The organism is Candidatus Agathobaculum pullicola (assembly GCF_052117205.1).
Classification (GTDB): Bacteria; Bacillota; Clostridia; order Oscillospirales; family Butyricicoccaceae; genus Agathobaculum; species Agathobaculum pullicola.
This window is the reverse complement of record NZ_JBQKJP010000003.1, coordinates 48365-68742: the sequence shown is the minus strand read 5'-3', so window position 1 is coordinate 68742 and position 20378 is coordinate 48365. Positions and strand designations below refer to the sequence as shown.

Annotated in this window: 19 protein-coding genes; 2 read left to right on the top strand and 17 right to left on the bottom strand. The window is 44.5% G+C overall.

Translation table 11 applies throughout. The features are described from left to right. Positions 1-12 precede the first annotated feature (12 nt). Complete coding sequence (locus ACTQ3V_RS02255; RefSeq protein ID WP_441466076.1) at positions 13-1248, bottom strand: DNA polymerase Y family protein; 1236 nt, start codon at positions 1246-1248, stop codon at positions 13-15. A 201-nt stretch (positions 1249-1449) separates the two neighbouring features. On the opposite strand from ACTQ3V_RS02255, the gene ACTQ3V_RS02250 reads away from it, so the two are divergent. Continuing rightward, positions 1450-1866 carry a helix-turn-helix domain-containing protein gene (locus ACTQ3V_RS02250; RefSeq protein ID WP_002576372.1) on the top strand — a complete coding sequence of 139 codons (417 nt, stop codon included), beginning with the start codon at positions 1450-1452 and terminating at the stop codon, positions 1864-1866. Positions 1867-1911: 45 nt separating this feature from the next. Next, a complete protein-coding gene (locus ACTQ3V_RS02245; protein ID WP_330416899.1) occupies positions 1912-2424 on the top strand; it encodes an ImmA/IrrE family metallo-endopeptidase in 513 nt (170 codons plus the stop codon). A gap of 71 nt (positions 2425-2495) precedes the next feature. On the opposite strand, the gene ACTQ3V_RS02240 is transcribed toward ACTQ3V_RS02245, so the two are convergent. The 16 genes from ACTQ3V_RS02240 to ACTQ3V_RS02165 all read right to left on the bottom strand — a co-directional run bounded on the left by ACTQ3V_RS02240 (position 2496) and on the right by ACTQ3V_RS02165 (position 20363). Next, entirely contained in the window at positions 2496-2927 is a 432-nt protein-coding gene (locus ACTQ3V_RS02240) for a hypothetical protein (RefSeq protein WP_117964039.1), read from the bottom strand. Beyond that, positions 2896-3324 carry an MmcQ/YjbR family DNA-binding protein gene (locus tag ACTQ3V_RS02235; RefSeq protein ID WP_117964040.1) on the bottom strand — a complete coding sequence of 143 codons (429 nt, stop codon included), beginning with the start codon at positions 3322-3324 and terminating at the stop codon, positions 2896-2898. Before ACTQ3V_RS02235 ends, ACTQ3V_RS02240 begins: the two co-directional genes overlap by 32 nt. An 18-nt stretch (positions 3325-3342) precedes the next feature. After that, a complete protein-coding gene (locus ACTQ3V_RS02230; protein ID WP_441466075.1) occupies positions 3343-4161 on the bottom strand; it encodes a hypothetical protein in 819 nt (272 codons plus the stop codon). A gap of 31 nt (positions 4162-4192) precedes the next feature. After that, positions 4193-4531, bottom strand: a complete 339-nt coding sequence (locus ACTQ3V_RS02225; protein ID WP_337814934.1) for a hypothetical protein — start codon at positions 4529-4531, stop codon at positions 4193-4195. Positions 4532-4559: 28 nt separating this feature from the next. Next, complete coding sequence (locus ACTQ3V_RS02220; RefSeq protein ID WP_178669689.1) at positions 4560-5264, bottom strand: hypothetical protein; 705 nt, start codon at positions 5262-5264, stop codon at positions 4560-4562. After that, a complete protein-coding gene (locus tag ACTQ3V_RS02215) occupies positions 5257-6717 on the bottom strand; it encodes a PglZ domain-containing protein (RefSeq protein WP_441466074.1) in 1461 nt (486 codons plus the stop codon). The genes ACTQ3V_RS02220 and ACTQ3V_RS02215 overlap by 8 nt, the downstream gene beginning before the upstream one ends. Positions 6718-6720: 3 nt before the next feature. Further along, the gene (locus tag ACTQ3V_RS02210) at positions 6721-9393 is read right to left on the bottom strand and encodes a DEAD/DEAH box helicase (RefSeq protein ID WP_238074556.1); all 2673 of its coding nucleotides are present in this window, start codon (positions 9391-9393) and stop codon (positions 6721-6723) included. Between the two features lie 4 nt (positions 9394-9397). After that, positions 9398-9955 (bottom strand): Cap15 family cyclic dinucleotide receptor domain-containing protein, encoded by a 558-nt coding sequence (locus ACTQ3V_RS02205; protein WP_441466073.1) that lies wholly within the window; start codon positions 9953-9955, stop codon positions 9398-9400. Between the two features lie 14 nt (positions 9956-9969). After that, positions 9970-10959 carry a nucleotidyltransferase domain-containing protein gene (locus ACTQ3V_RS02200; protein WP_441466072.1) on the bottom strand — a complete coding sequence of 330 codons (990 nt, stop codon included), beginning with the start codon at positions 10957-10959 and terminating at the stop codon, positions 9970-9972. 15 nt (positions 10960-10974) lie between these two features. Further along, entirely contained in the window at positions 10975-13521 is a 2547-nt protein-coding gene (locus ACTQ3V_RS02195; protein WP_441466071.1) for a DNA methyltransferase, read from the bottom strand. A gap of 53 nt (positions 13522-13574) precedes the next feature. Beyond that, positions 13575-17249, bottom strand: a complete 3675-nt coding sequence (locus ACTQ3V_RS02190) for a DUF6079 family protein (protein WP_441466070.1) — start codon at positions 17247-17249, stop codon at positions 13575-13577. Positions 17250-17263: 14 nt separating this feature from the next. Then, complete coding sequence (brxF, locus tag ACTQ3V_RS02185; RefSeq protein WP_215694667.1) at positions 17264-17686, bottom strand: BREX-3 system P-loop-containing protein BrxF; 423 nt, start codon at positions 17684-17686, stop codon at positions 17264-17266. 13 nt (positions 17687-17699) lie between these two features. Then, positions 17700-17936, bottom strand: a complete 237-nt coding sequence (locus ACTQ3V_RS02180; protein WP_215694669.1) for a helix-turn-helix domain-containing protein — start codon at positions 17934-17936, stop codon at positions 17700-17702. A gap of 309 nt (positions 17937-18245) precedes the next feature. Further along, entirely contained in the window at positions 18246-19712 is a 1467-nt protein-coding gene (locus tag ACTQ3V_RS02175) for a relaxase/mobilization nuclease domain-containing protein (RefSeq protein ID WP_441466069.1), read from the bottom strand. A gap of 59 nt (positions 19713-19771) precedes the next feature. After that, on the bottom strand, positions 19772-20041 hold the full coding sequence (locus tag ACTQ3V_RS02170; RefSeq protein WP_101871403.1) for a protein BART-1: 270 nt from the start codon (positions 20039-20041) through the stop codon (positions 19772-19774). Positions 20042-20057: 16 nt separating this feature from the next. Further along, positions 20058-20363, bottom strand: a complete 306-nt coding sequence (locus ACTQ3V_RS02165) for a hypothetical protein (protein WP_002576390.1) — start codon at positions 20361-20363, stop codon at positions 20058-20060. Positions 20364-20378: the final 15 nt, after the last annotated feature.

Sequence of the window (20378 nt, the reverse complement as noted above, 5' to 3'; positions counted from 1 at the left end):
ACCGGTGCTGTATTAACCAATCATTCCTGTCGGCATAACCAAATCCACCTTTCGCTCTGTCGGCATCTTGCTTTTCTGAAAAAGTACCCCATTTTTAATCGCATCTTTCCCGAATCGGAATCGAATCTGCTCAATCGCTGCGTCCAACCGTTCCTGGCGATCCAGTGATTTCACATCGGTGAATAGGTCGTATTGTATCGGACAATCCTCTTCAAACAGGTTGATTGCCCGAACTGTCACTGAACGAATCGGGTGTTCCCACTGATAGTTTTTTGCAAATAATGCAAATGCAGTTTTCGCCAGATAAGTAGGGCTTTGTGTCGGAATACTAATCCGGCACTGCCACTCTTTCGTGTAAAGCTCGTTGTTACGGATGGAAATCGCTATTCCGCCGGCTTTCTTCTTATGTGTTCGCAGCTTGGTTCCGATCTCCTGCACCAGTTCCAGCATGACACACCAGACTTCGGCGTTATTCTCCAAATCCTGCATGGTCGTTATCCCATGCCCAATGCTCTTTACTGGGGAGACATAATCGGAACGCATAACCGGCGAATCATCCAGTCCATTGGCATATTTCTTAATCGCCAGTCCATTCTTTCCAAGGCAGCACTTCAAGAAATCATCCGATGTTGCAGCAAGCTCTCCAATGGTATGAATCCCATAACCGGACAGAACCTTCTCGGTCGCTCTGCCGACTCCAAGCAAGTCAGAGGCGGGAAGACACCAAATCTTCTCCCGGAACGAATCTGCTTCGATGCAGGTAATCGCATCCGGCTTTTTCATATCCGACCCAAGCTTGGCAAAAATCTTGTTGAAACTCACTCCTGCGGAAATCGTAAGTCCCAATTCAAACTTAACCGTTCTGCGAATCTCATCTGCAATTTCAAATCCGGTTCCCATGCAGCCGCTTCCGGTCACATCCAGCCAGCATTCGTCCATCCCATACGGCTCGATCTGATCGGTATAGCGACTGTATATTTCACGAGCCAGCTTTGAAAACTTCATATATTGCTCATAGTGCGGCTCCACGATCACAAGATCCTGGCACTTCTGCTTTGCCTGCCAGATTGCCTCCCCCGTGGAAACACCAAACGCCTTTGCTGCATAGTTCTTCGCAAGTACGATACCATGCCGTTCCTCCACAGAACCGCACACTGCCACCGGCTTGTTCTTCAGTTCCGGGTTCAGCATACACTCGACAGAGGCATAGAAATTATTCATATCACAATGAAGAATCACTCTTTGCATCCCGTATTCCTCCTCTCCGTTCGTGAAAGCACGAACAACTTTTCACGAACGCATTGACACACAGCATTTCTTGTGATACTATAATTACACGAATTGTATTTCGTGTTTTCATCGTCATTATAGCAAGCACAGTTTTTCGTGTCAATAGGTTTTTATGAAAAAGTGTTCGTGTTCGTCATCAAAAAAGAAAGAGGTATTCCTATGGTCTTCAAAGAAAGGTTGAAAGAAAAAAGAACAGAAGCCAATTTAACTCAGGTAGAACTTGCAGAGAAGGCCGGTGTAACCGCCCGCACAATTCAGAATTATGAGCTTGGCAGCCGCAAACCATCCAATATGGTCACGATCCAGAAGATTGCAGATGCGCTGAATACTACTACCGAGTACCTGCTGGGAAGCAGCGGCACCTATGTCGTAGAAGCTCATGAAAAAGGTGGCGCAAAAGCAGCCAAAGATATTGAAGAACTGGTCAGCGAAGTGACCGGTATGTTCGCTGGCGGCGAATTAAGCGAAGATGCCATCGAAGGAGCTTATAAAGCTCTGACCGATGCCTACTGGATTGCCAAAGAGAACAATAAAAAATACGCCCCGAAAACGAGGCGTAAAAAATCCGATCAGTGATATTTATCGTACACACTTTTCGCTATACTGTAAACTGGAGGTGGTATGATGAATGCGGAACAGCTTTCACGGGTCGGTGAGAAACTGGTAAAACGCTACGGTTCCAGAGACCCTTTTGAAATTGCAAGGCAGCTTGGTATCAATGTTATGCTTTGCGAAAATTTTGGTTCCCTGAAGGGAATGTACCGGGTGATTAAGCGAAATCGCTTTATTTTCCTGAATAACAGTCTGGATGAAAACATGCTGCGCATCGTGTGCGCACATGAATTAGGGCATGATCAGCTTCACCGGAATATGGCGAAAACCACCCCGATTCATGAGTTCATGCTCTACGACATGAAATCCAAACCGGAATATGAAGCGAACATCGTAGCAGCGGAGATCTTGATGGACAGCAACGAAGTCCTTCGTTACATCTATGAGTATGGATACACAGCCGAGCAGATCGCCAGCGCGATGTCCACTGACATCAATCTGGTTGCGCTGAAGGTAGCACACCTGGCCACACTTGGCTATAATCTGCACGCACTGGAACATAAAAGCAACTTTTTGAAATAACGTATCTTCGAGGAGCCTTGACCGGCTCCTCTTTTTTGTTGCAAATTGTGCAGATGCCGTCTGCACAATTATCAGCCTAACATCTGCATGTGATAGAGCTTCACTTTTTCCTCGAACGGCAGTCCCGGATCAATGCCGACTTCTTCCCACATCACACCATACGGTGCGCCGCCATCTGTATATCCGGCGATAAAGGCAAAACGACCATCGCAGTCCTCATACAGTTCTCCCAGCCGTTCCCGTTCTTTCGCTTCCCGCTCCATTCTCCGCTGCCGAAGCCGCTGTTCTTCAGCCTGTTTAATCTGGTCAAGCTGCTCTTGTGTATAATTGACTCCAAGCTCCTGCAAATCTTTAGCGGCAGTCACAGCATCCACATGAAAGCGTTCCCGGTAATGCTTGTTCATCTTTTTCGGTGAGCCGGTATAGGTGAGCAGCCACTGCTTGCCTTTTCGGAGGCGAGCTTCCTTTCGCTCAGCCTTCGTCAGTTTCTTTTTCTTTGCCATTTGCGAAATCTCCCGGATTTTTTGCTGATGACTTTGGTTTGCGCTTCTTCGGTGCCGTCAGCTCATAGCTCAAAGAAAGCAGGTCTTTGATGGCATCATCCAGTTCTGGTTTGCCAAGCTGAATACTAAGCCATTTTTCCTTATTCATGTGATAGGCTGGAAAATAGCCGTCTTGCCCACGAAGAGAGCCTATCAGCAGCGGATCACTTTTCACATTAAGGACATCAATGATGCCTGCTTCCGGCAGTCCCAACTTATCAGCAGATACTTCCAGAACTACACCATACCATTTGTTATTGTCGTTGTGCCGCAGCACCGCATTCCAGTCATGCCAGGGGTATTCCGGCTCTGTGCCGTACTGCTGGCGTATCCATGTAAATAATTCTTGGCGTGTCATTCCACATTGCAAGCGAAGTCAATCTATGTTGCACTTCCCACTGCATCCTCCATTTCCACAGAATTCGCAGCCATGTGTATGCCCATGTCCATAATACCATCGCCCATAGCGATAACCATAGTGGGGAGGACAATGAGCACAATCTCCCGTGCATTTGCCTGTATTTTTAGGCTTAGGACTGCCAGCCAGAGCCATTCCCATTAGTATACTGCTGAACAGTCCCGGCTTCTTCGGTTGTGCCTCTTTAAGCGAAATTTCCTCGTCAGGCTCATCTGGATCAGCATACGGAATGCCACTGCGCTTTGAAATCTTCCTAATCAGAGACTCGTCCACACCATAATCACATAACTCATTCAGCCCATTTTCTGTGAAAATCGCATCTGTCGAGTTGACCAACTGATAGATGGATTCCTCATCTGGCAGATTAGGAAGCAGTGTCAGAACATCCTCCTCTGTAAAGTGCGTTGGTTTGGAAGTAATCTTATCAATCAACTCAAACACCGGTTTCGGATCAGGAAGACAGCTCAGCAGCGTATCCAGCTGTTCCCCCGTATAAGCATCCACAGCTGTCTGAATCAACTTTTCCAGTGCTTCTTCATCTTCGATTTGCCCGCTATCTGCAATCTCCGCAACTTCCGCGGCTCGAAACCGGACTCCCGCTGCTAATGCTCTGCGAAGAATGCTGGTCGCTGTGCGCGTATCCACATACTGAATGCAGTCACATATTTCCTCAGATGGACTTCCATCCGGTCCGAAGTCCTTGATAGAGGCCAGACGGCTATACTGAGTACTTTCCTGCCATCCGTCATATCGCTCATAATATTCAGCCCAGGTCACTTAGCCGCACCTCCTCCACACTGCATCGCCATCAAAAATCATCTAATGCAGCATCTATTTCTTCCAGCCGATCAATCCAGCCCAGGTCGGATTTCTTCTTGGTTGCTGGTCTTTTCTTATCACCGCCAACCACTTCAAACCGTTTCTCTTCTGTCCCGAACAAACCTTTTACCTGAATTCTGAAATCCAGCTTGTTGTTGGTCAGTCCCTGCATAAGCTGTACATTCTTGTATCTGGGCAGGAGAATTTGACAAATAGCCTGAATGTCTTGCTCCTTAACACAGGGAGCCGCCATAAACTTTTTCGTTATGTAAGGCTTTATATCTGTCAGAACCTGTGACATCGAGGCTTTCTTTCGATTATCAGCCATAAAAATCTCCTTTCCCGGATATTTCATTTCAAGTTAAAGATATCGAAATCTCACCACCAAATGTACTGATTGAAAATCTGTCATCTGAAACAATAGTTTCCTTTTCAACATGATATTCAAAGGGAAACAGATATACTGAATCATTCAATTCCTGAAAAGAGTAGTATCCACTGTCATCAATATTCATCACTGCATATGCCATAAATGCACTGACTTGTTCATTATTTACTGTCATCCTGTTGATGTGATACTTTCCCGGTTTTTCACAGCGTAGCACATCGAATTCCTTCAATGTTGAAATCAATTTATCAATCGAATGATATAAGGTTGTTCTTTCTCCCCACTCATCAAATAGCTTTTGCTTTAACTGGGCAAGTGTTATTTCATCCTGAAATTCCGACATTTTTCCAATAAGTTTGCACATATCAAGAAACACCGGATATGCCGCCAACATCATGCACCAGTTGATACTCACCGCATATTCCGGATACTTTTCTATCAGTTGTACTGCCTCGCTTTTTAAGCAGGAGCTGTATGGATTGTCATAAACCCAGATGTTCATCAAAATCTCTCTGGTCTTACGAAGAACCGTTGGGCTATCAATCTCATAGCTCAAATACTCATTGAGCTTATCTTTAATCTCCGATTCCGCTGTGCCGTCCGCCACTAAATCAACCGTATATTTCAGCCAAGGTAATTTCAGTTTTCTTGACAAACCAACCATTTTAGCCATGATAATCCTCCGTCCTCGCGATTATGAACGGAACCACCACTTCGTCAAGCGAAATCCCGCCATGCGTCATTACATTTTCACCTTTGATATCCAAAGAATCCCCTACATTGCAGATTAGATAGTCATAATCTTTGGGCAAGTAGTATTTCGGATATTCCAAAAGGCCGTATCGTTCTATCAAACTGTCTTTATTAGCAAAATCCTTCAAGACCACCATTTTGTGGCTTCTTGTTTCGACTTCAACGCCAGAGCCGGTCAATCGTCCCAGTCCTTTACAAGGCGTGTTTCCATGATCTGCTGTAATATAGACATCAAAGCCATCCTGCAACAATCTTTTGGTCAACTCAGCAAGCTTATTTTGTTTCATCAGCACCGTATCATCATTCAACATTCCAATGCGTCCCTGATATTGGGCATGAACCAATTCATCAATATCAAGAATGATGACAGCCCCACACTTTACAAACGCCGAAAAGCTTGCATCATACCCTCGTTCGTAGCCTATCTGATTGTCCTTATACCCATATTTTCTTGCGCATTCGTAAAATTCATTCTTCTCTTTACTTTGCTTCCACGGTTCAATCAGCTGACTGGGATATTTTCCACTCAGTAGGCATTGGCGAGAAATAGATGTCGTAGATGGAATCATGGCAAAGGCAGCACTTTGACGATAACAAATTCCCGCAAACGATCTTTTCAATATCGTCCAGTCAAATTCTGACATACCATCCATTACGATAATGGCAGCCTTTTCACTATGGTCATGGATATAATCCATGACACTGCTTACCATGACCGGTGATTCCAGGTTGATTTCCGAAGACAGCTTTCCAAAATTTTTCATCGCATAGGCGCAGAACGCCCGATTCAATTCCGAAGTATCAATGTCAACATTGTGTTCTGCTGCGGTTACATCAATCGTTGCTTTTTTCTCCGCAAGTTCAAACCAAGCCCTATAATCTTCAACACTTTTCGCTTGGTTTAATGCACATTCGTATAAATCTCTCAAATATAGCTCAACATTTTTCTGAGCATACATTTTGAGGCGAAGAAACATTTCCGTCTTTTTCCGTTCATGGTATTCCTCAAAATCAGTCTGATATGCCAGCGTAAGCAGTTCCAAATCCAGATTTTTGCTTTCTCGCAAAACTACGCTATTCAACTTTGGAAATAATGACTCGAACGAAATTTCTTCCTCCCGGCATTTTTTCCGAATATCATATGGCACATAAACACCCGGCTGCACCAGAATCGCAAGCTTTTCCTCTCCATTTAGAAGGCTTGTATTATTAACCCGGAAGTTCAAATCATCAGTATACACAACAGTCCTGAAGCCATGTGCCTGAAACACCGCGCTATAATGCGCTTTTTCTTCCAGATGATCTGCATCAACGAGCATCATTTTTTTCGTATACTGTGCAGCTGTTTTTTCAAACACATAGTCTCCAAACATCTGTTACGCCTCCAATCTTGCCATCATAATTAACCTAAAATCCGGATATACCTGTGAGCCTTTCCTGTGCTGTGCTTCAATGTTTGCCTTTTCTTTTTGCAGCTTTTGCAGGCGGCTTCTCCGGATATTCTCAATCCCAATATGTTCCGCAGCCTCTTGCCTCAGCTCCAAAGCATACATATATTTCTTGAAACTCTCCTCATTCTGCTGCATCTGCTTCTCTTTTAATTCAACAAATGTGTCATAGGCAAAATCCATGCAACTTTTTTCAAGCTTAGAATAAATTTCCGCATCCACATTCGACGCAGACGAAACCCGGAGCTTGCTGTTTCCATCGAGGAAAACATCCATAATACGCTTTCCTGCCATCGGTCGCAATACCATTGCGCTGTTGACAAATATCGGCAAAATCCGCTTTCCGCTCTCTTTTTCAGAGATAGACAGCTCCCAAAGCATAAAATAGCCTTCCTCATTGGGGAAGTTGTCAATCTGGATGGACATAAGCGGTGCCGTCCGATCCTGCACCAACTCCGTCTTCAAATGCTGTGTGATTTCTTCATCTGCAATGCTGATGCGGTCAATCAAACGCGGGTCATGCCCCTGCCAGCACTCATAATAGGTCAGCATTGTGCGGAGCGCACTGTCTACATCGAAATTCGACTCTGTTCCGACAAGTTTTGTCAAGTCTTTCTCTTCTCGGATCACATCTTTATATTTCTGCGCATTCGTAAGCTGCTGCTTCATCTCTGCCTCAACTGGGTACAGATTCTTCTCTACCTGTGAAGCATGACCAATGGAGCGCATATATACATCCGTAAAGTCACATTCTGCTACTTCGCTGTCCAGAACATCGGAATACTTATCAACGCCCATTTCTTTCAGAATAACGGACAGTTTTTCTTCCAGCACTTCACGAACACGGTTTTCTACTGTTTCGCCCACAATAAAGTTATAAATATGCACATCTCTCTGCTGACCAATACGATCAACACGACCACATCGCTGCTCGATTTTCATTGGGTTCCACGGAAGGTCATAGTTAATGATAATATTGGCAAACTGCAAGTTCAGACCTTCGCCACCGGCATCTGTCGAAATGAAAATACTGGTACTGGTCTTAAACTCCTGCATGGCAGCATTTCGTTCGTCAATGCTCATGCCGCCGTTTAGAATCGTTACCGTATAGCCTCTATTCACAAGCAGCTCCTGCAAATAAGTCTGCGTAGCAACAAATTCTGTAAAAATAATAACCTTTTGTGTGCGATCCTCACTCAAAATAGCATCAATCTCATTCAACAGCGGCTCCACTTTTGCATCCTGGTTCTGGAACTGTGCTTGTTTTGCAAGGGAGATAATCTGCTTCAGCTCTTCGATTTCCAACTCCATGTCCAGAGAAATCGCTTCGAGAGCATCCTCAACACCATCCTCGATGTTCAGTTCATCCAAATCTTCTTCCCTTAAATTACCAACGCAGGTGCGCTGCTCCAGAAGAACATTTAATCTGCGCTCCAAGCTCTGTCGAATGGCCGCAGTACTGCTCGTCACCATGCGCTGCATGATAATCAACAGGAAGATCAGGCACATATTTTTCTTGCGATTGCGCAGTGCTTTGTTATAGGTCTTTGCGACATAGGAACTGACCATCTCATACAGTTCCCGCTGTAAATTATTGCGTTCGTCCCATGAAATCGTCACAAGATGAGTGATACGGTTCTTGAACAGCAGATTACCATTATTGTCAATGGCCTCGCGCTTTTCCGTGCGGATCAGGAATGGAGCAACCTGTTCTCGGACAATAGATTTGGCATTCGGGAAAGCATCCGCATCCAGCAAACGAATCAGCCGCAAAAACGGCTCAGTTTTGCCATTATGCGGTGTTGCTGACAACAGCAGCAGATATGGGCTTGCCTGTGCCAACAGATTGCCCAGCTTGTAGCGAGCCACTTCGCCGGAGGAACCAGCCACACGATGCGCCTCATCTATGATGATCAAATCCCATCCACTGTTGATGATGGAATAGATTCGTTCCTCGTTGTACTTTTCAACCTTTTCCTCACTCCAACCGGCGTGTTTTTCAATCGGCTTAATAGAATCCATCGGGGAAATCACCTGATCGAACTGACCATACACATCATCATTATCCGTCAGGCGGCGAATCGTATCATAATCGGATGGCAAAATTACTTGAAATTTCTCATGGAACTTTTCCTGCATCTCGCTTGCCCACTGGGTCACCAGACCAGTCGGGCAAACAACGAGAATCCTACTAACAAGACCACGGCTCTTCAATTCACGGATGATCATACCAGCTTCAATCGTCTTACCAAGACCAACTTCATCCGCCAGAATATAGCGAATGTTGTTGGTCTCCATTGCACGGTTCAACACATGGAGCTGGTGCGGCAAGGGAATAATTCCGCTGGCAAGAGAAGAAAGAAAGCCACCGGCAGTTTCGTTTTTGATTTTAGAGAGCAGCGTAACATAGCGCAGATAATTTTCATCATACTGCATCGTACTGCCCGATGAGCTAAGCTGTTCCTCATTTGCCTTATACACCCGACCGGTTGCTGGGTTAAAGACCTTATAAGAAATATAGCCCCATGCTTCGATCTTCTCCAAAACCTGCACATTTGCTTTTTCTATTGTGTCAAAAACGAAATCACCTGTTGCGTGCATTACATCATTTCCTCTTTTCTACTGCTTTCCATTCAATATCGCCTGTTGTGTTGCTCGAAGTCCAGTACTTTCCACGGATAGTTTTGTTATCACCTTCAAGTACCATTCTGCATGTACCATGTTGAATCGGATTAGTCTTCTGCGTTGCAGCAGACGGATTTGTCATATAGGTGTAGTACAAAATATCTTGTCCGAATTCACTCACAATCGCTGCTGTAATCGTGACACTTGAATTTATATCCGTGTTAGTCTTTATATCAATCCCCAACCATGTCTGTTTAATCTGAATACCGATTGGTTTTTCGCCTGCTGTTCCCTTAAATGTATAACGAATAGTTCCGCTATACTGTTTTTTCAAAACTGGAGGCCGATTCCAAGGAATAATTTGCCACGCCCATTTTTCATAAATATAAAAGATGAGCGTCACCACAGTCACAGCATAACTAACGTTAGATGTATAGTCTCCAAATTCCTGCGGCTTCTTAATTAAGCAACAAATCGCAAATGTAAGAGCAGCTATGATTATTCCTGGTTTTATAAGTTTTTGTATCCGTTCGTTCATTCGCTGCCATCTCCTTACTCATACTCGTAAAAAGAAGCCAACTGATCTATAAAGTTACACAGATTCGTATAGTCACTCGGTTTCGGACATAACTCCTTTATTCCATTTGCTTCTTTGTATCCCCCAAAATCATTCTTTCGATTTTGTAATGTTGCAATCAGCTGACTGAATGCATACACCTTACGGTAGGTCCCGCAGTAGGTACGATACCAGGAATCCTCAATATTCCAAAGTAGCGATTCAAGCATAAACGAACTGACATTTTTTGCCGCACTGCTATATGCTGTAATATAGCTATCTTCCATTAGATAGCGCATTTTCTTCATAATGCGCACCATTTTCTTATAATGATGGTTCGTATCGTTATTTTTCTTCCGACCGTTTGCAATATGCTGCTCCGGGTAATTGATGATCATGCCACCATTATCAGGATAAATAACAACACCACCCACAAAGTTACTTGCATCACGCCTATAATCTTGGCGATAGTCACGATATCGACGACAGGGAACAGTATCAGCATCCTTGCGATATGTATTACCATGAACCTTTATGGATTTGTTCTTTCTCTCAACATCAGTGCCGAATTTACACTTCAATGCCTCTTGTACTTCGTCCTTAAAAGTCTTTGCCGCCGCTGGCGCAGGAGTAAATCCGTAATCTGCTCCACTTTGTGGATATACAGAATCCTTCCGATACTCCGGCAAAAATGTTTCTTCCTGAATCACCGCAACATCTACATCGCTCTCAGTGCGGACATTTGTATTGTTTGCATAGGAACCTTGTACGAACAGCTTGATATTACGCGAATCCGATGAACGGCGCATCTGCAAAGAATACGCAAACGTATCAGTATACAGCGGTGTAATGGCCGCATTATCATCGGTAAATCCAAGTGTTTTCAACGCATCGGCTACCATACGGATTGCGTTCTTGCACTGTCCATCCTCAGTTGCACTGAGAGGCTGAGAATAATTCGTCAGCATAGATTCCGTAAATTTCAAACTAAATCCCTCCTATCAAACACGCCCAAGGCTGATATCATAGTACATCAGCAGGTTGGAATCCTCCTGAATGGTCTGCTCCGGCAGACGTTCTGCGATATCAACGATAGCTTTATAGTTCTTTTCTTTCCAAAGGCGCGAGAATCCCACACGGATGGCCTCCGAACGGAACAGCTTCAGCTTGCCCTTGCTGTTCATGTAGCCTTCAAATTCCTTCCACAGGTTCTTCTCACGCAGTTTGACCAGATCGCCCTCTTTGGTCACATCCGGGATGTACCAACGACCTTTCTCGTCTTGCAGGAAGTTCTCTTCCAGGATAGTGGCAAGTTCCGGCATCTGCTCATACTTATCAACCGCCTTAACTTCCTGCATGAACTTCGGCTGAAGCTCTGCGTAGGTCTGCGGACCGCAGAACTGCTCATCCAGCTGCTGATACAGCCAAGAAATAGCAGACTTCTCATTTGTAACAAACAGCTCGAACTGGATATTCTCCACTTCGGTTGTGATACGAGCGGTATCGTACTCATTGACCTGATCCGGCAAGAAGTACATATTATCGCGCTTTAGGAATTTCTCGTCCAATCCACGGTAAAAGTCAGTAGAATCCAGTGGCACCGGGATTCCTTGCATGATGTGGTAAGCAACCATACGGTCAAAGAGCAGATACGCTTGACGCTCTGCCGAAACTTCAATACGGTTATTCTTGATTACAACTACTGGAATATTAGACAGATGTTGCCGAACAAACGACCATGCTGTATCCTCGTTTCCTGCCTTTTCCACCATCTCTCGAATAAAGCTCTCTTTTGGTTTATATGCCGAAATTACCAAATCCTGTTTCACTGCGGTAGCAGCTGTTACTTGCTTGAAACTGCTTCCCTGCTTATCCAATGTTCTTACATCAGCAACAATAAAGCCGGATTTCTGTAATGCTTCTTGAATGGCGTTCCAAACAGCATTTTGTGAATTATGAAATTCCACAGTCATCCACCTGTTTGGCTTTAGAATCCTAAAATATTCGGCAAAACAGCGTGTCATCAATTCCTGATATTCCGGTAATGCTTTGCCAACAGCTTGATTCACTATTGCCTCAAATTTACTGCGCGTTGTCACTCCTATCCAAGACTCCCACAGAAAACTCAATTCAGAGTAATTTAGGTTGGCTCCAAACGGAGGATCGGTAAAAATGTAATCGCACACATTATCACCAACCAGAAGTTGCGTTGTCGATCCTGTAGAGATACAAGAACAATTACCAGCATTATTGCGTAATGCTAAACTAAACTTTTTTATTTTCCCTTCATAAGCATTAAATGGGTTTGCCTCACTCACCATAGAAGACACATACAGTGTTCCACTTAGAGGATTATACGGAAATGACACCTGCGGACGATATCTGTTCATTTTGCTTATGTTTATGATTTGACTCGTGAACCATATTTTCAACATATCGGCATGTTCAGATTTGCAAATCAGGTCGTACATTTTCGCAAGTGTTGCAAGTGTACGCTTATAAAAATAATGATTCACATGTGTCAAACCGATTTTATCATTCCGTCGGCTTTCCTTTCCTTCACACATTCTATTGGAAGGATACCAATATGGAATAGACATGTTTTCAATTTTACTTAAGATTGAAAGATCATTGTCATCCGGAGCTTTTTTATATCGCTTTCCGCCGAATTGATAAGCGATTAAAACTGGTCGTTGTTTGATAATCCTTCTTGTATCATTGGTTTTTTCATCAAAATATGTGTCAAACGCATTATCACAGTCCCGTTTCTTTAGCGTTGCACCACAAGCTGAGCACTTAAAATTATCTGCCACCTTTCCAGTTTCTGAATCAACAGCTGCATCATAGAACACAATTTCGTTCCCACAATGAGGACAAATATACACGTCTGACCAGACTGTATACAGTATTGTCCCTTGTGTTTCAACAAATGAATTTTGACCATCTTCTGTCGGATTTGTTTTATACATCCATCCACATTCACGTTTAGTATCTTCGAGTATTTTTTCAGCCTCTCTCTCAAACTCCGTGACATCAAAATCGGCATTGTAATTTCTGGAAATAAGAGTTGCAATGGGAGCAAGGTCATTCAATACCGGATATCGACGGCCCCACTTAACATATGGCATTTCATGATCTATTGTCATCCTAAATTCATTGTCCGGATGCTCGCACATATTCGCCGCCACACCGGTCATTCCAGTACCACAAAAACCATCCAAGACAATATCTCCTGGATTGGTGTAATGAAGAATATACCGCATAATGGCCTTATGTGGCACTTTTGTATGGTAAGTATGTGCATTATAAATTGGATCGTTCTTACCTTCACTCACATCTGCCGCAAACGGTTCTCTGTGATAATCGTCTGTTGCCTCATCATACGGAGTGCCATACTCCTTGATAAAATCCTCGATGAAGGGATTCGGGCAGGCAGTATAAAACGGCGCATCCGAGAGAGCGATGATATCCTCATCCGTACCGATGGGAAAGCCCTCGATATTGCGCACTTTATCTATATCTTCTTTGGTCAGCTTTCTGCGTTCCATAGCTGTTTCCTCACTTTCGTTTTCTAAATTGTGCAAGCGGCACTTGCACAATCTTATTTGACAATAATGCGGAGTTTACCTTCGTCTTTGCCCTTGGTATAGCCAGCAATCAGCTCATTCAGCTTCTGTTTGAAAGTAGCTTCATCCATTGGCGGCAGCTTCGTCAGCTTATCCATCAAATCTTTTGCATCCACTACCACAGGTTCAAAGCCCTTCAGCAATGCCTGAATCGCCTTGATGAAGAAATCGTCAACACGCTTCGGCAAAGTACCGGATGTAATAAAATCATCAATCGCTTTCTGCTGTTCTGCACTCAGGTACTCTTTCTGGCTTGCCACAATCGGGTCAGAAATCGTATTCAACAGAGTCTGCGTCCACTCCGTCACCAGATCATCAATCCGAATATCCAGATTATCCAGCTGGCCCGCTACATTCGGCACTTGATCACCAAGGTTATAATGGCAATGCGGGCAGATATGAGTTGTTTTCAGCTCAGTCGGTGTCAGCTCATAGCAGACTTTCAAGTTAGCCATGTCCTGCTCGATCTTTGTCAGTTTGGCTGCCGAAAGGATTTCAACGCCACGCAACTTACGCAGATTTGCCAGTACGGAACTCTCCTGTAATTTACCGCGTCGTTTTGCATCGTCAATGTCCAGGCGTTTTTTCTTGTGTTCTTCAAAATAAATGCCGATATACTCTTCTTTAACCTTTTCAAGAGCAGCATTTACCTTCTGTGCAGCTGCATCTCCGGATGTACCGGTCAGAATGCTATCGCGTGCAGAACGGAATTCGTCTTTTGCAGCTTCCAGTTTTTGTTTGAAGTTTGCGCCAAGGTCGATGAACTCAATGTTACTCAGATAGGAAACATTGTTTGCGCAATCCGTTTTGAAAGTCACATATTCCGCAATCGCTTTGATCAGTGTAATCTGCTCCGCCAGCTTATCAATTTCCTCAAAGGTCAGCGTGAAGTTGTTCAGCTTCGCCGGAGTATTGAACCGAGCAGAATAATTGCTGAATTCATCCTTAACTGCTGCACAGGCTTTCTGCATAGCGATCAAATGCTGCGCATCCACAAGCGGTTCATTCCAAAGCTCAAATCCATTGTTCAGCTTCTGGTTCGCAAGAACAGCAGAGTTGCTCGTTTCCTGCGCTTTTTTCAGCAGTTGTTTTACTCCCTCATCACGGTCATTCGGGTTGTCCAACAGAACCGGATTGATTTCCAGCACATCAAAAAGCTTTTTCAGCTCTGCCATTGCCATCTGCGCAGGCCGTGCCAGATATTTGAACTCATACAAGTCCAGAACACCAATGCGAGGTACAGTATCCAGATTCGATGCACTCAAAACAGTGCCATTGCGCAGAGTCATCGTTGCATAGCCCGCATACACCATGGACAGGAAGATGATCGGTGTAAAAAGATAGTTGATCTTGAAATGTTTATCTTCATACTGATCATCGTATTTGACATTAAAGATATCCGAATAATTGATAACGCCCTGCGGCGGCAGCTGTTTCAGCTGGTCAATGTAGTAAGCTGCATACTTGGAACCTTCCGGTCGAATCTTATCGCCATCCAGAACGCCAAAGCTCTGGAGCATCAAGGTTGCCGTCTGCGTTTTACGACCAGCAAAATAATCAAATGCCTGCCGTACATTTTCTGCCATGTTTTTCCGAGTTACCTTTGTTTTCATCATAGGACAATCCGGATATTTGCCGCAGAAATATTCATCCAGACACAGGGAAGCCGCCAAATCAACGGTGTCCTTAAAGTCCATATCTCGGTTATAGCGTCCACGGAGCACTTCGATCATCTGCCGCTTCTGCCCCTTATACTGGATATCAAAGCAGGTGTTCTTATTTTCACACAGATACTTAATCAGCTTTTTGCGGATCATCGCCGCTTTGCTCAGATAGGCATCCTTATCTTTGCCTTCACTGATCTGTGCCTGTGCATTGGCAGCAGAGAAGAAGCCCAGAATCTCCTTGAACTCCGCAGTGGATTTGAAGAAGAAATAAACTTCATCCTCCAAATTTTTCACAGCAATACTGCCGCTGCTGTATGGCGGCATAATATGGATATAGAAATCCCGTTCCGGCTGCGCAGTGCTGCGCTCTCCCGGCAGACCGAGGAACAGATAGCCTTCACGGAAAATGTTATGACTATCCCAGTTCAGGTCACGCTGATAAATCTCAAATCCAGGAACATACTGCTTTGCATCCCAATCGAGGCAGCTGTAAATCAGCTGATAAAAATAGCGATTCAGTTCGCCATCTGCCATGATGGAAGCCTTTTGTTTGATCTTCTCATCATAGTCAACGACCTTATCCACATCAATGTAATACTGGTTATTGGCATCGTTGTAGATAATGAACTGACCGGATACCGTGGTCATGATATCCTTCAGCGTAGTCTTAATCAGAGCCAACAGGAAGTCTGCATCCTGCTCCGGCATCGGCAGGAACAGGCAAAGATCATCTTTCAGATTCTCTGCCGTCAGTCCGAAATGCACATCCAAGCCATTCGTAGTCAGGCGATGGACACTCAGTGCATAGATAATTTTAATTGCCAGCGGCTTGTATGCTGCCTTAGGGAACGCACGGTTAATGATATCCTCCAGCTGTCCGCTGGCAGTAACAACGCGGTTGATGGTCACATCACTCTTGAGCAATCCATTGGATTTGATTGCAGGCCAATAATTATCAAAAGAGATGATGCCAGGCTCATTTTCTGGCACATCGCGGTTAAAAATATCGCGAATCGTCATCGAGATGTTTTTCAGGATATGTCGATTCTCAATCAGGTAAATCTTATTGAACACATCAATATAGGACGGATGAATTGGGAACAGATCTACAAACTCGTCCATCCGGGAAGACATACCAGTATAAAGCATTGAGAATTTCTCCAAATGCTTGCGAATCAAAGCCTTCTGCTCAGGCGTTTTCTTCAAGATACGCTCAGACACAACATAAGATGTTGCCTCTTTGGTGATGACAATCTGCGTAAAACGATCCGACACATGTTTCAGTGTATCCGACACAAAGCTGAATCGCGGATTATCAAAAATCTTCTCCTGCACACCAAAAATTACGCGCAGTTTGCTCTTGGAGCACATCTCGCCAAGTGCGCGGAAAAACTCAAGGTCGAGGACAATTTGCCGCTCGTCACGGGAAGTCAGATAGCTCAGGAACTCATCCACAACAATCAGATATCCCTTATCCGGATACTTTGCGGAGAAGGCCATCACCATATCTCGAATCAGCTTTTTATTATCGCGGACTGTATCAAAATCCGGCACTTCAAAATCAATTCCTCGTGCCGCAAAATCGTCTTCGATGAAGCCAAACAGAATTTCACGTAGCGACATCGTTACGCCGCCGATTTCAATGCGAAGTACTTCAAACTTGCCTGCGATGCACTCCATCTCTTTTGCAAAGTTTTTATTCTGGAGATACTGAAGGTTATCCGCATCCTTGGCAATAGAAGAAATCACGCTCATCAAGTGTGATTTACCAGTACCATAGTTACCAACAACAAGAACACCCTTGTTATCAACCACTTCGTCCATCTGAAGCTGATCCAATACCGGGCTTTTCAGATTTGCCGCCATGGTATCAGACATAACATAAGATTTCACATACTCTTTCGCCCGGTTCGCATCATCCGCCGTAGTAAGCTGAATGACATCCTCAATCGGGTTGAAGCTGATCAAGTCTGAGTACTTCACTTTTTTATCCTCCCTTAAACGACACAGGTTATGTCGTATCGTTCTACATCGTATTCTTTATAGTCCGCATATCTATCTTCCGCATAAACCAATTTTCCGTCTATCATGGTTCCCGGCCACAAAACAGAAAAAGGCTTGCTTCGATTCGCAATTGTAAGAAGCTGCAAAACATCTATCTTGTATGCTGGATTGAACAGCACATCAAAGTCTCGAATACAACTGTTTTCCGGAATATTTGCAAGAACTTCCTGAAAGCATCTTTCAATCCTCATGGTTCTTCGTTCCGGTTTAATTTTTATGAGCAGAGCCGCAATTTTCTCATTTAATGAAACCTGCTGCAAACTTTCGCAGTATTTTTCATCACAGTAGACAACTGGTCGCATCATTCCTGTTTGATTTTCGGATTGGAGCAGCCGATACTGTATTATCCTTCCCATTCGGCCACCATCCTTATTCTACATTATCAGCTGTCCCATTATCTGGACTCTCTTGGATGAAATCTAACACATCGTCAGCCGTACATCCTAATGCAAGACAGATTTTTTCTACCATTTCAATAGAAACAGGTTCTCCGCGCCCCATTTTTCCAATAGTACTTGCGCTGACTCCGGCAAGCTCGCACAGCTCTTTCTTCTTCATTTTCTTGTCAATCAACAGCTTAAACAACTTGTTATATGATACCGCCATCGTCTTTGCCTCCTGCTTAAAAACAACCTGCCCATGGGTATAATTTCTCTATTTTCAAGTATAGCACTTATCATCTTCTAAGTAAACAGAAAATCGTGCGTTCAAAACACTTTTCACTCTTCTGCAAGCAGGGCTTTCGTGACACGAAAGCGATTTTCTGCTTGTTGGGGAGACTCCCCAATCCCCTTAGAACGCTGCCTGCGGCATCGGGCTGCGCATCCGTTTCGGATGCTTTAACGGCAGTTCCTGCCAAAGAGAAAAAGCCCGGTGCAGCATGAGCATTACACCCACACTGCACCGGACTTTCCATCATCGACTGCTTTGTCTATTTTCTTCTTCCTGCCGCACTTCCTGCTCATGCAGCTGCTCTTTCTTCTGTTCGTCCTCTTTCAGAATTTCCTGCACAATCTTCTGTGCCACAAGCCAATCCTGCATTTCCGATTTGGTCTTGCGGTACTCTGCATAGGAGCTTTTCTTTCGTTCCAGAAGCATTGAATACTCTGTGTTCAGCTCGCTGATGCGCGGGAGCTTTTTGTCAGAACCGTTCTCTTTCTTATAGGCATCAAATGCCTTTTTCGCTGCGCTGCGTAAGACCAGCATATCTCGATGGGCTTCATAGAACTCCCGATTGTAGCCGGATGCCTTATACGCAGCAAAAACATCTTTTGTCTTGGCATAATTGAGTAGATGCTTTCGCAGCATCAACACTTCTGACATCCGTGCTTCATCTGCCTTTACAGATTCCAGCAGCGCATCGCATTTTTCAGAAATTCCATCCGCCTTTTCCTTCAGCTCTGCATAGCTCTTGATTCCATGCTCTTCCATGAACATCATAGCTTTTGCCATCTGCTTCAGATTAAAGACTTTCGCCCAACGCGCATACCCTGCACCTTTGCCTGCTTGCATTTTGGCACGGACATCAATAAGGAACGACAGCTCTGCCTTCTGATGCACCTGTGCTGACCGTGCGCTTGTGCAGGTTTTCTCCGTAAATTTGCTTTTGTGAACCGCATTCCCGGCAATCACTTCGCAGAGTTCTTCGACCGAATATCCTTTGCCAAGAGAGCGGAAGCGAGCAAATCTGGCGTGGCCTTTCCCCCGCAGGGAAGGCTGTTTTCCATCTTTATACTCGTACCCTGCTTCCTGCAAAATTCCAATCAGTTCCCGGAAGTCTTTTGGTTTTCTTTCCAATGCTGCATCAATGGCCTCGCAGATTTCATCCCGCTGCGATTTTTTCTCCGGGTATTCCGTTCTCTTCTGCCGCTCTCCATATGGCTTCCGGATAATGACCGACAACCGGTGTTCCAGACAGACGATATCACTGAGCCTTGCCAGTGCAAGACCGGATAAGCGAAAATCTCGGAATTTTCTGGTGCTGTCTAATGTAGTCGAATTAAAAATAATGTGGTTATGAATGTGTGCACGATCAACATGGGTAGCCACGATAAAGGCATGTTTTCCCTTAGTAAAGCGCATGGCCGTCTCATATCCAACCTTGTTCGCCTCCTCCGGCGTGATTTCTCCGGGCTTAAAGGATTGCCGAATCTGATATGCAATCACATCATGCGCCTGGGTTCTACCGGTGATATGCTCATACTGCCGTTTAGAAAGCAGAAATTCTTCATCACAGGTCTTTGCGTCACAGGCATACGCGCTGATATATTTTCCATCTTCCGTCTTTGCTGCATTCTCAGAATAATCAGTACGGTCAGCCAGACACTGCGCTACCGTCTTTCCTTTATTGATATGCAGCGCGATTAGTCTTGTAGCCGCCATTCCTTATTCCTCCATCTAAAAAGAGCCACCCAAAGGCAGCTCTTACCAATCCAATATTCTCATTTTAGCATCCGTTCTCGGTCATAAGCTCCCTGCAAATAAACGGCCTGCTTGATGATCTCTTCCATATCGAAATAGACACACATGATGCTTTCGTACAGCTTCCACACATTAGATTCGCTGCCTCCCACCATTTCCATCAGCTGGTCTTCCATCTTCGATTGCTCAGACTGTTTTTCCTGATAAGCTGTCTCTTCCACAAAATAGTTCTCTCCATCTGTTTCCTCGTACCGTAAATCATAATAATCTTTCATAAACTGAATATCCATCTAATCCCTCCTGAACTCAAATTGTCAAAACATCCTCTACTCGCTCACACAGCTGTTCCATCAGTTCCATGATGCCGCCCGCTCCAACCGCAGCTGCGAACAGTCCCATCTCAATTAGGGTCAGCAGGAACACATCCGTCCAGCTCGCCCGAACCACAGAATAGATGCCGCAGCCAAGAACGAAAAGCATAACCGGCGAAAGCACCCACAGGGATAGCTGCATCAGCAGATTCCAGATAAAGCATAGAAATCGCAGCAGAAACGCAACCGGCAGCAACAGAATTTTCAGCACCAGCTTCAACAAAAAACATACGATCTTCATGGATTTCACCCCTTC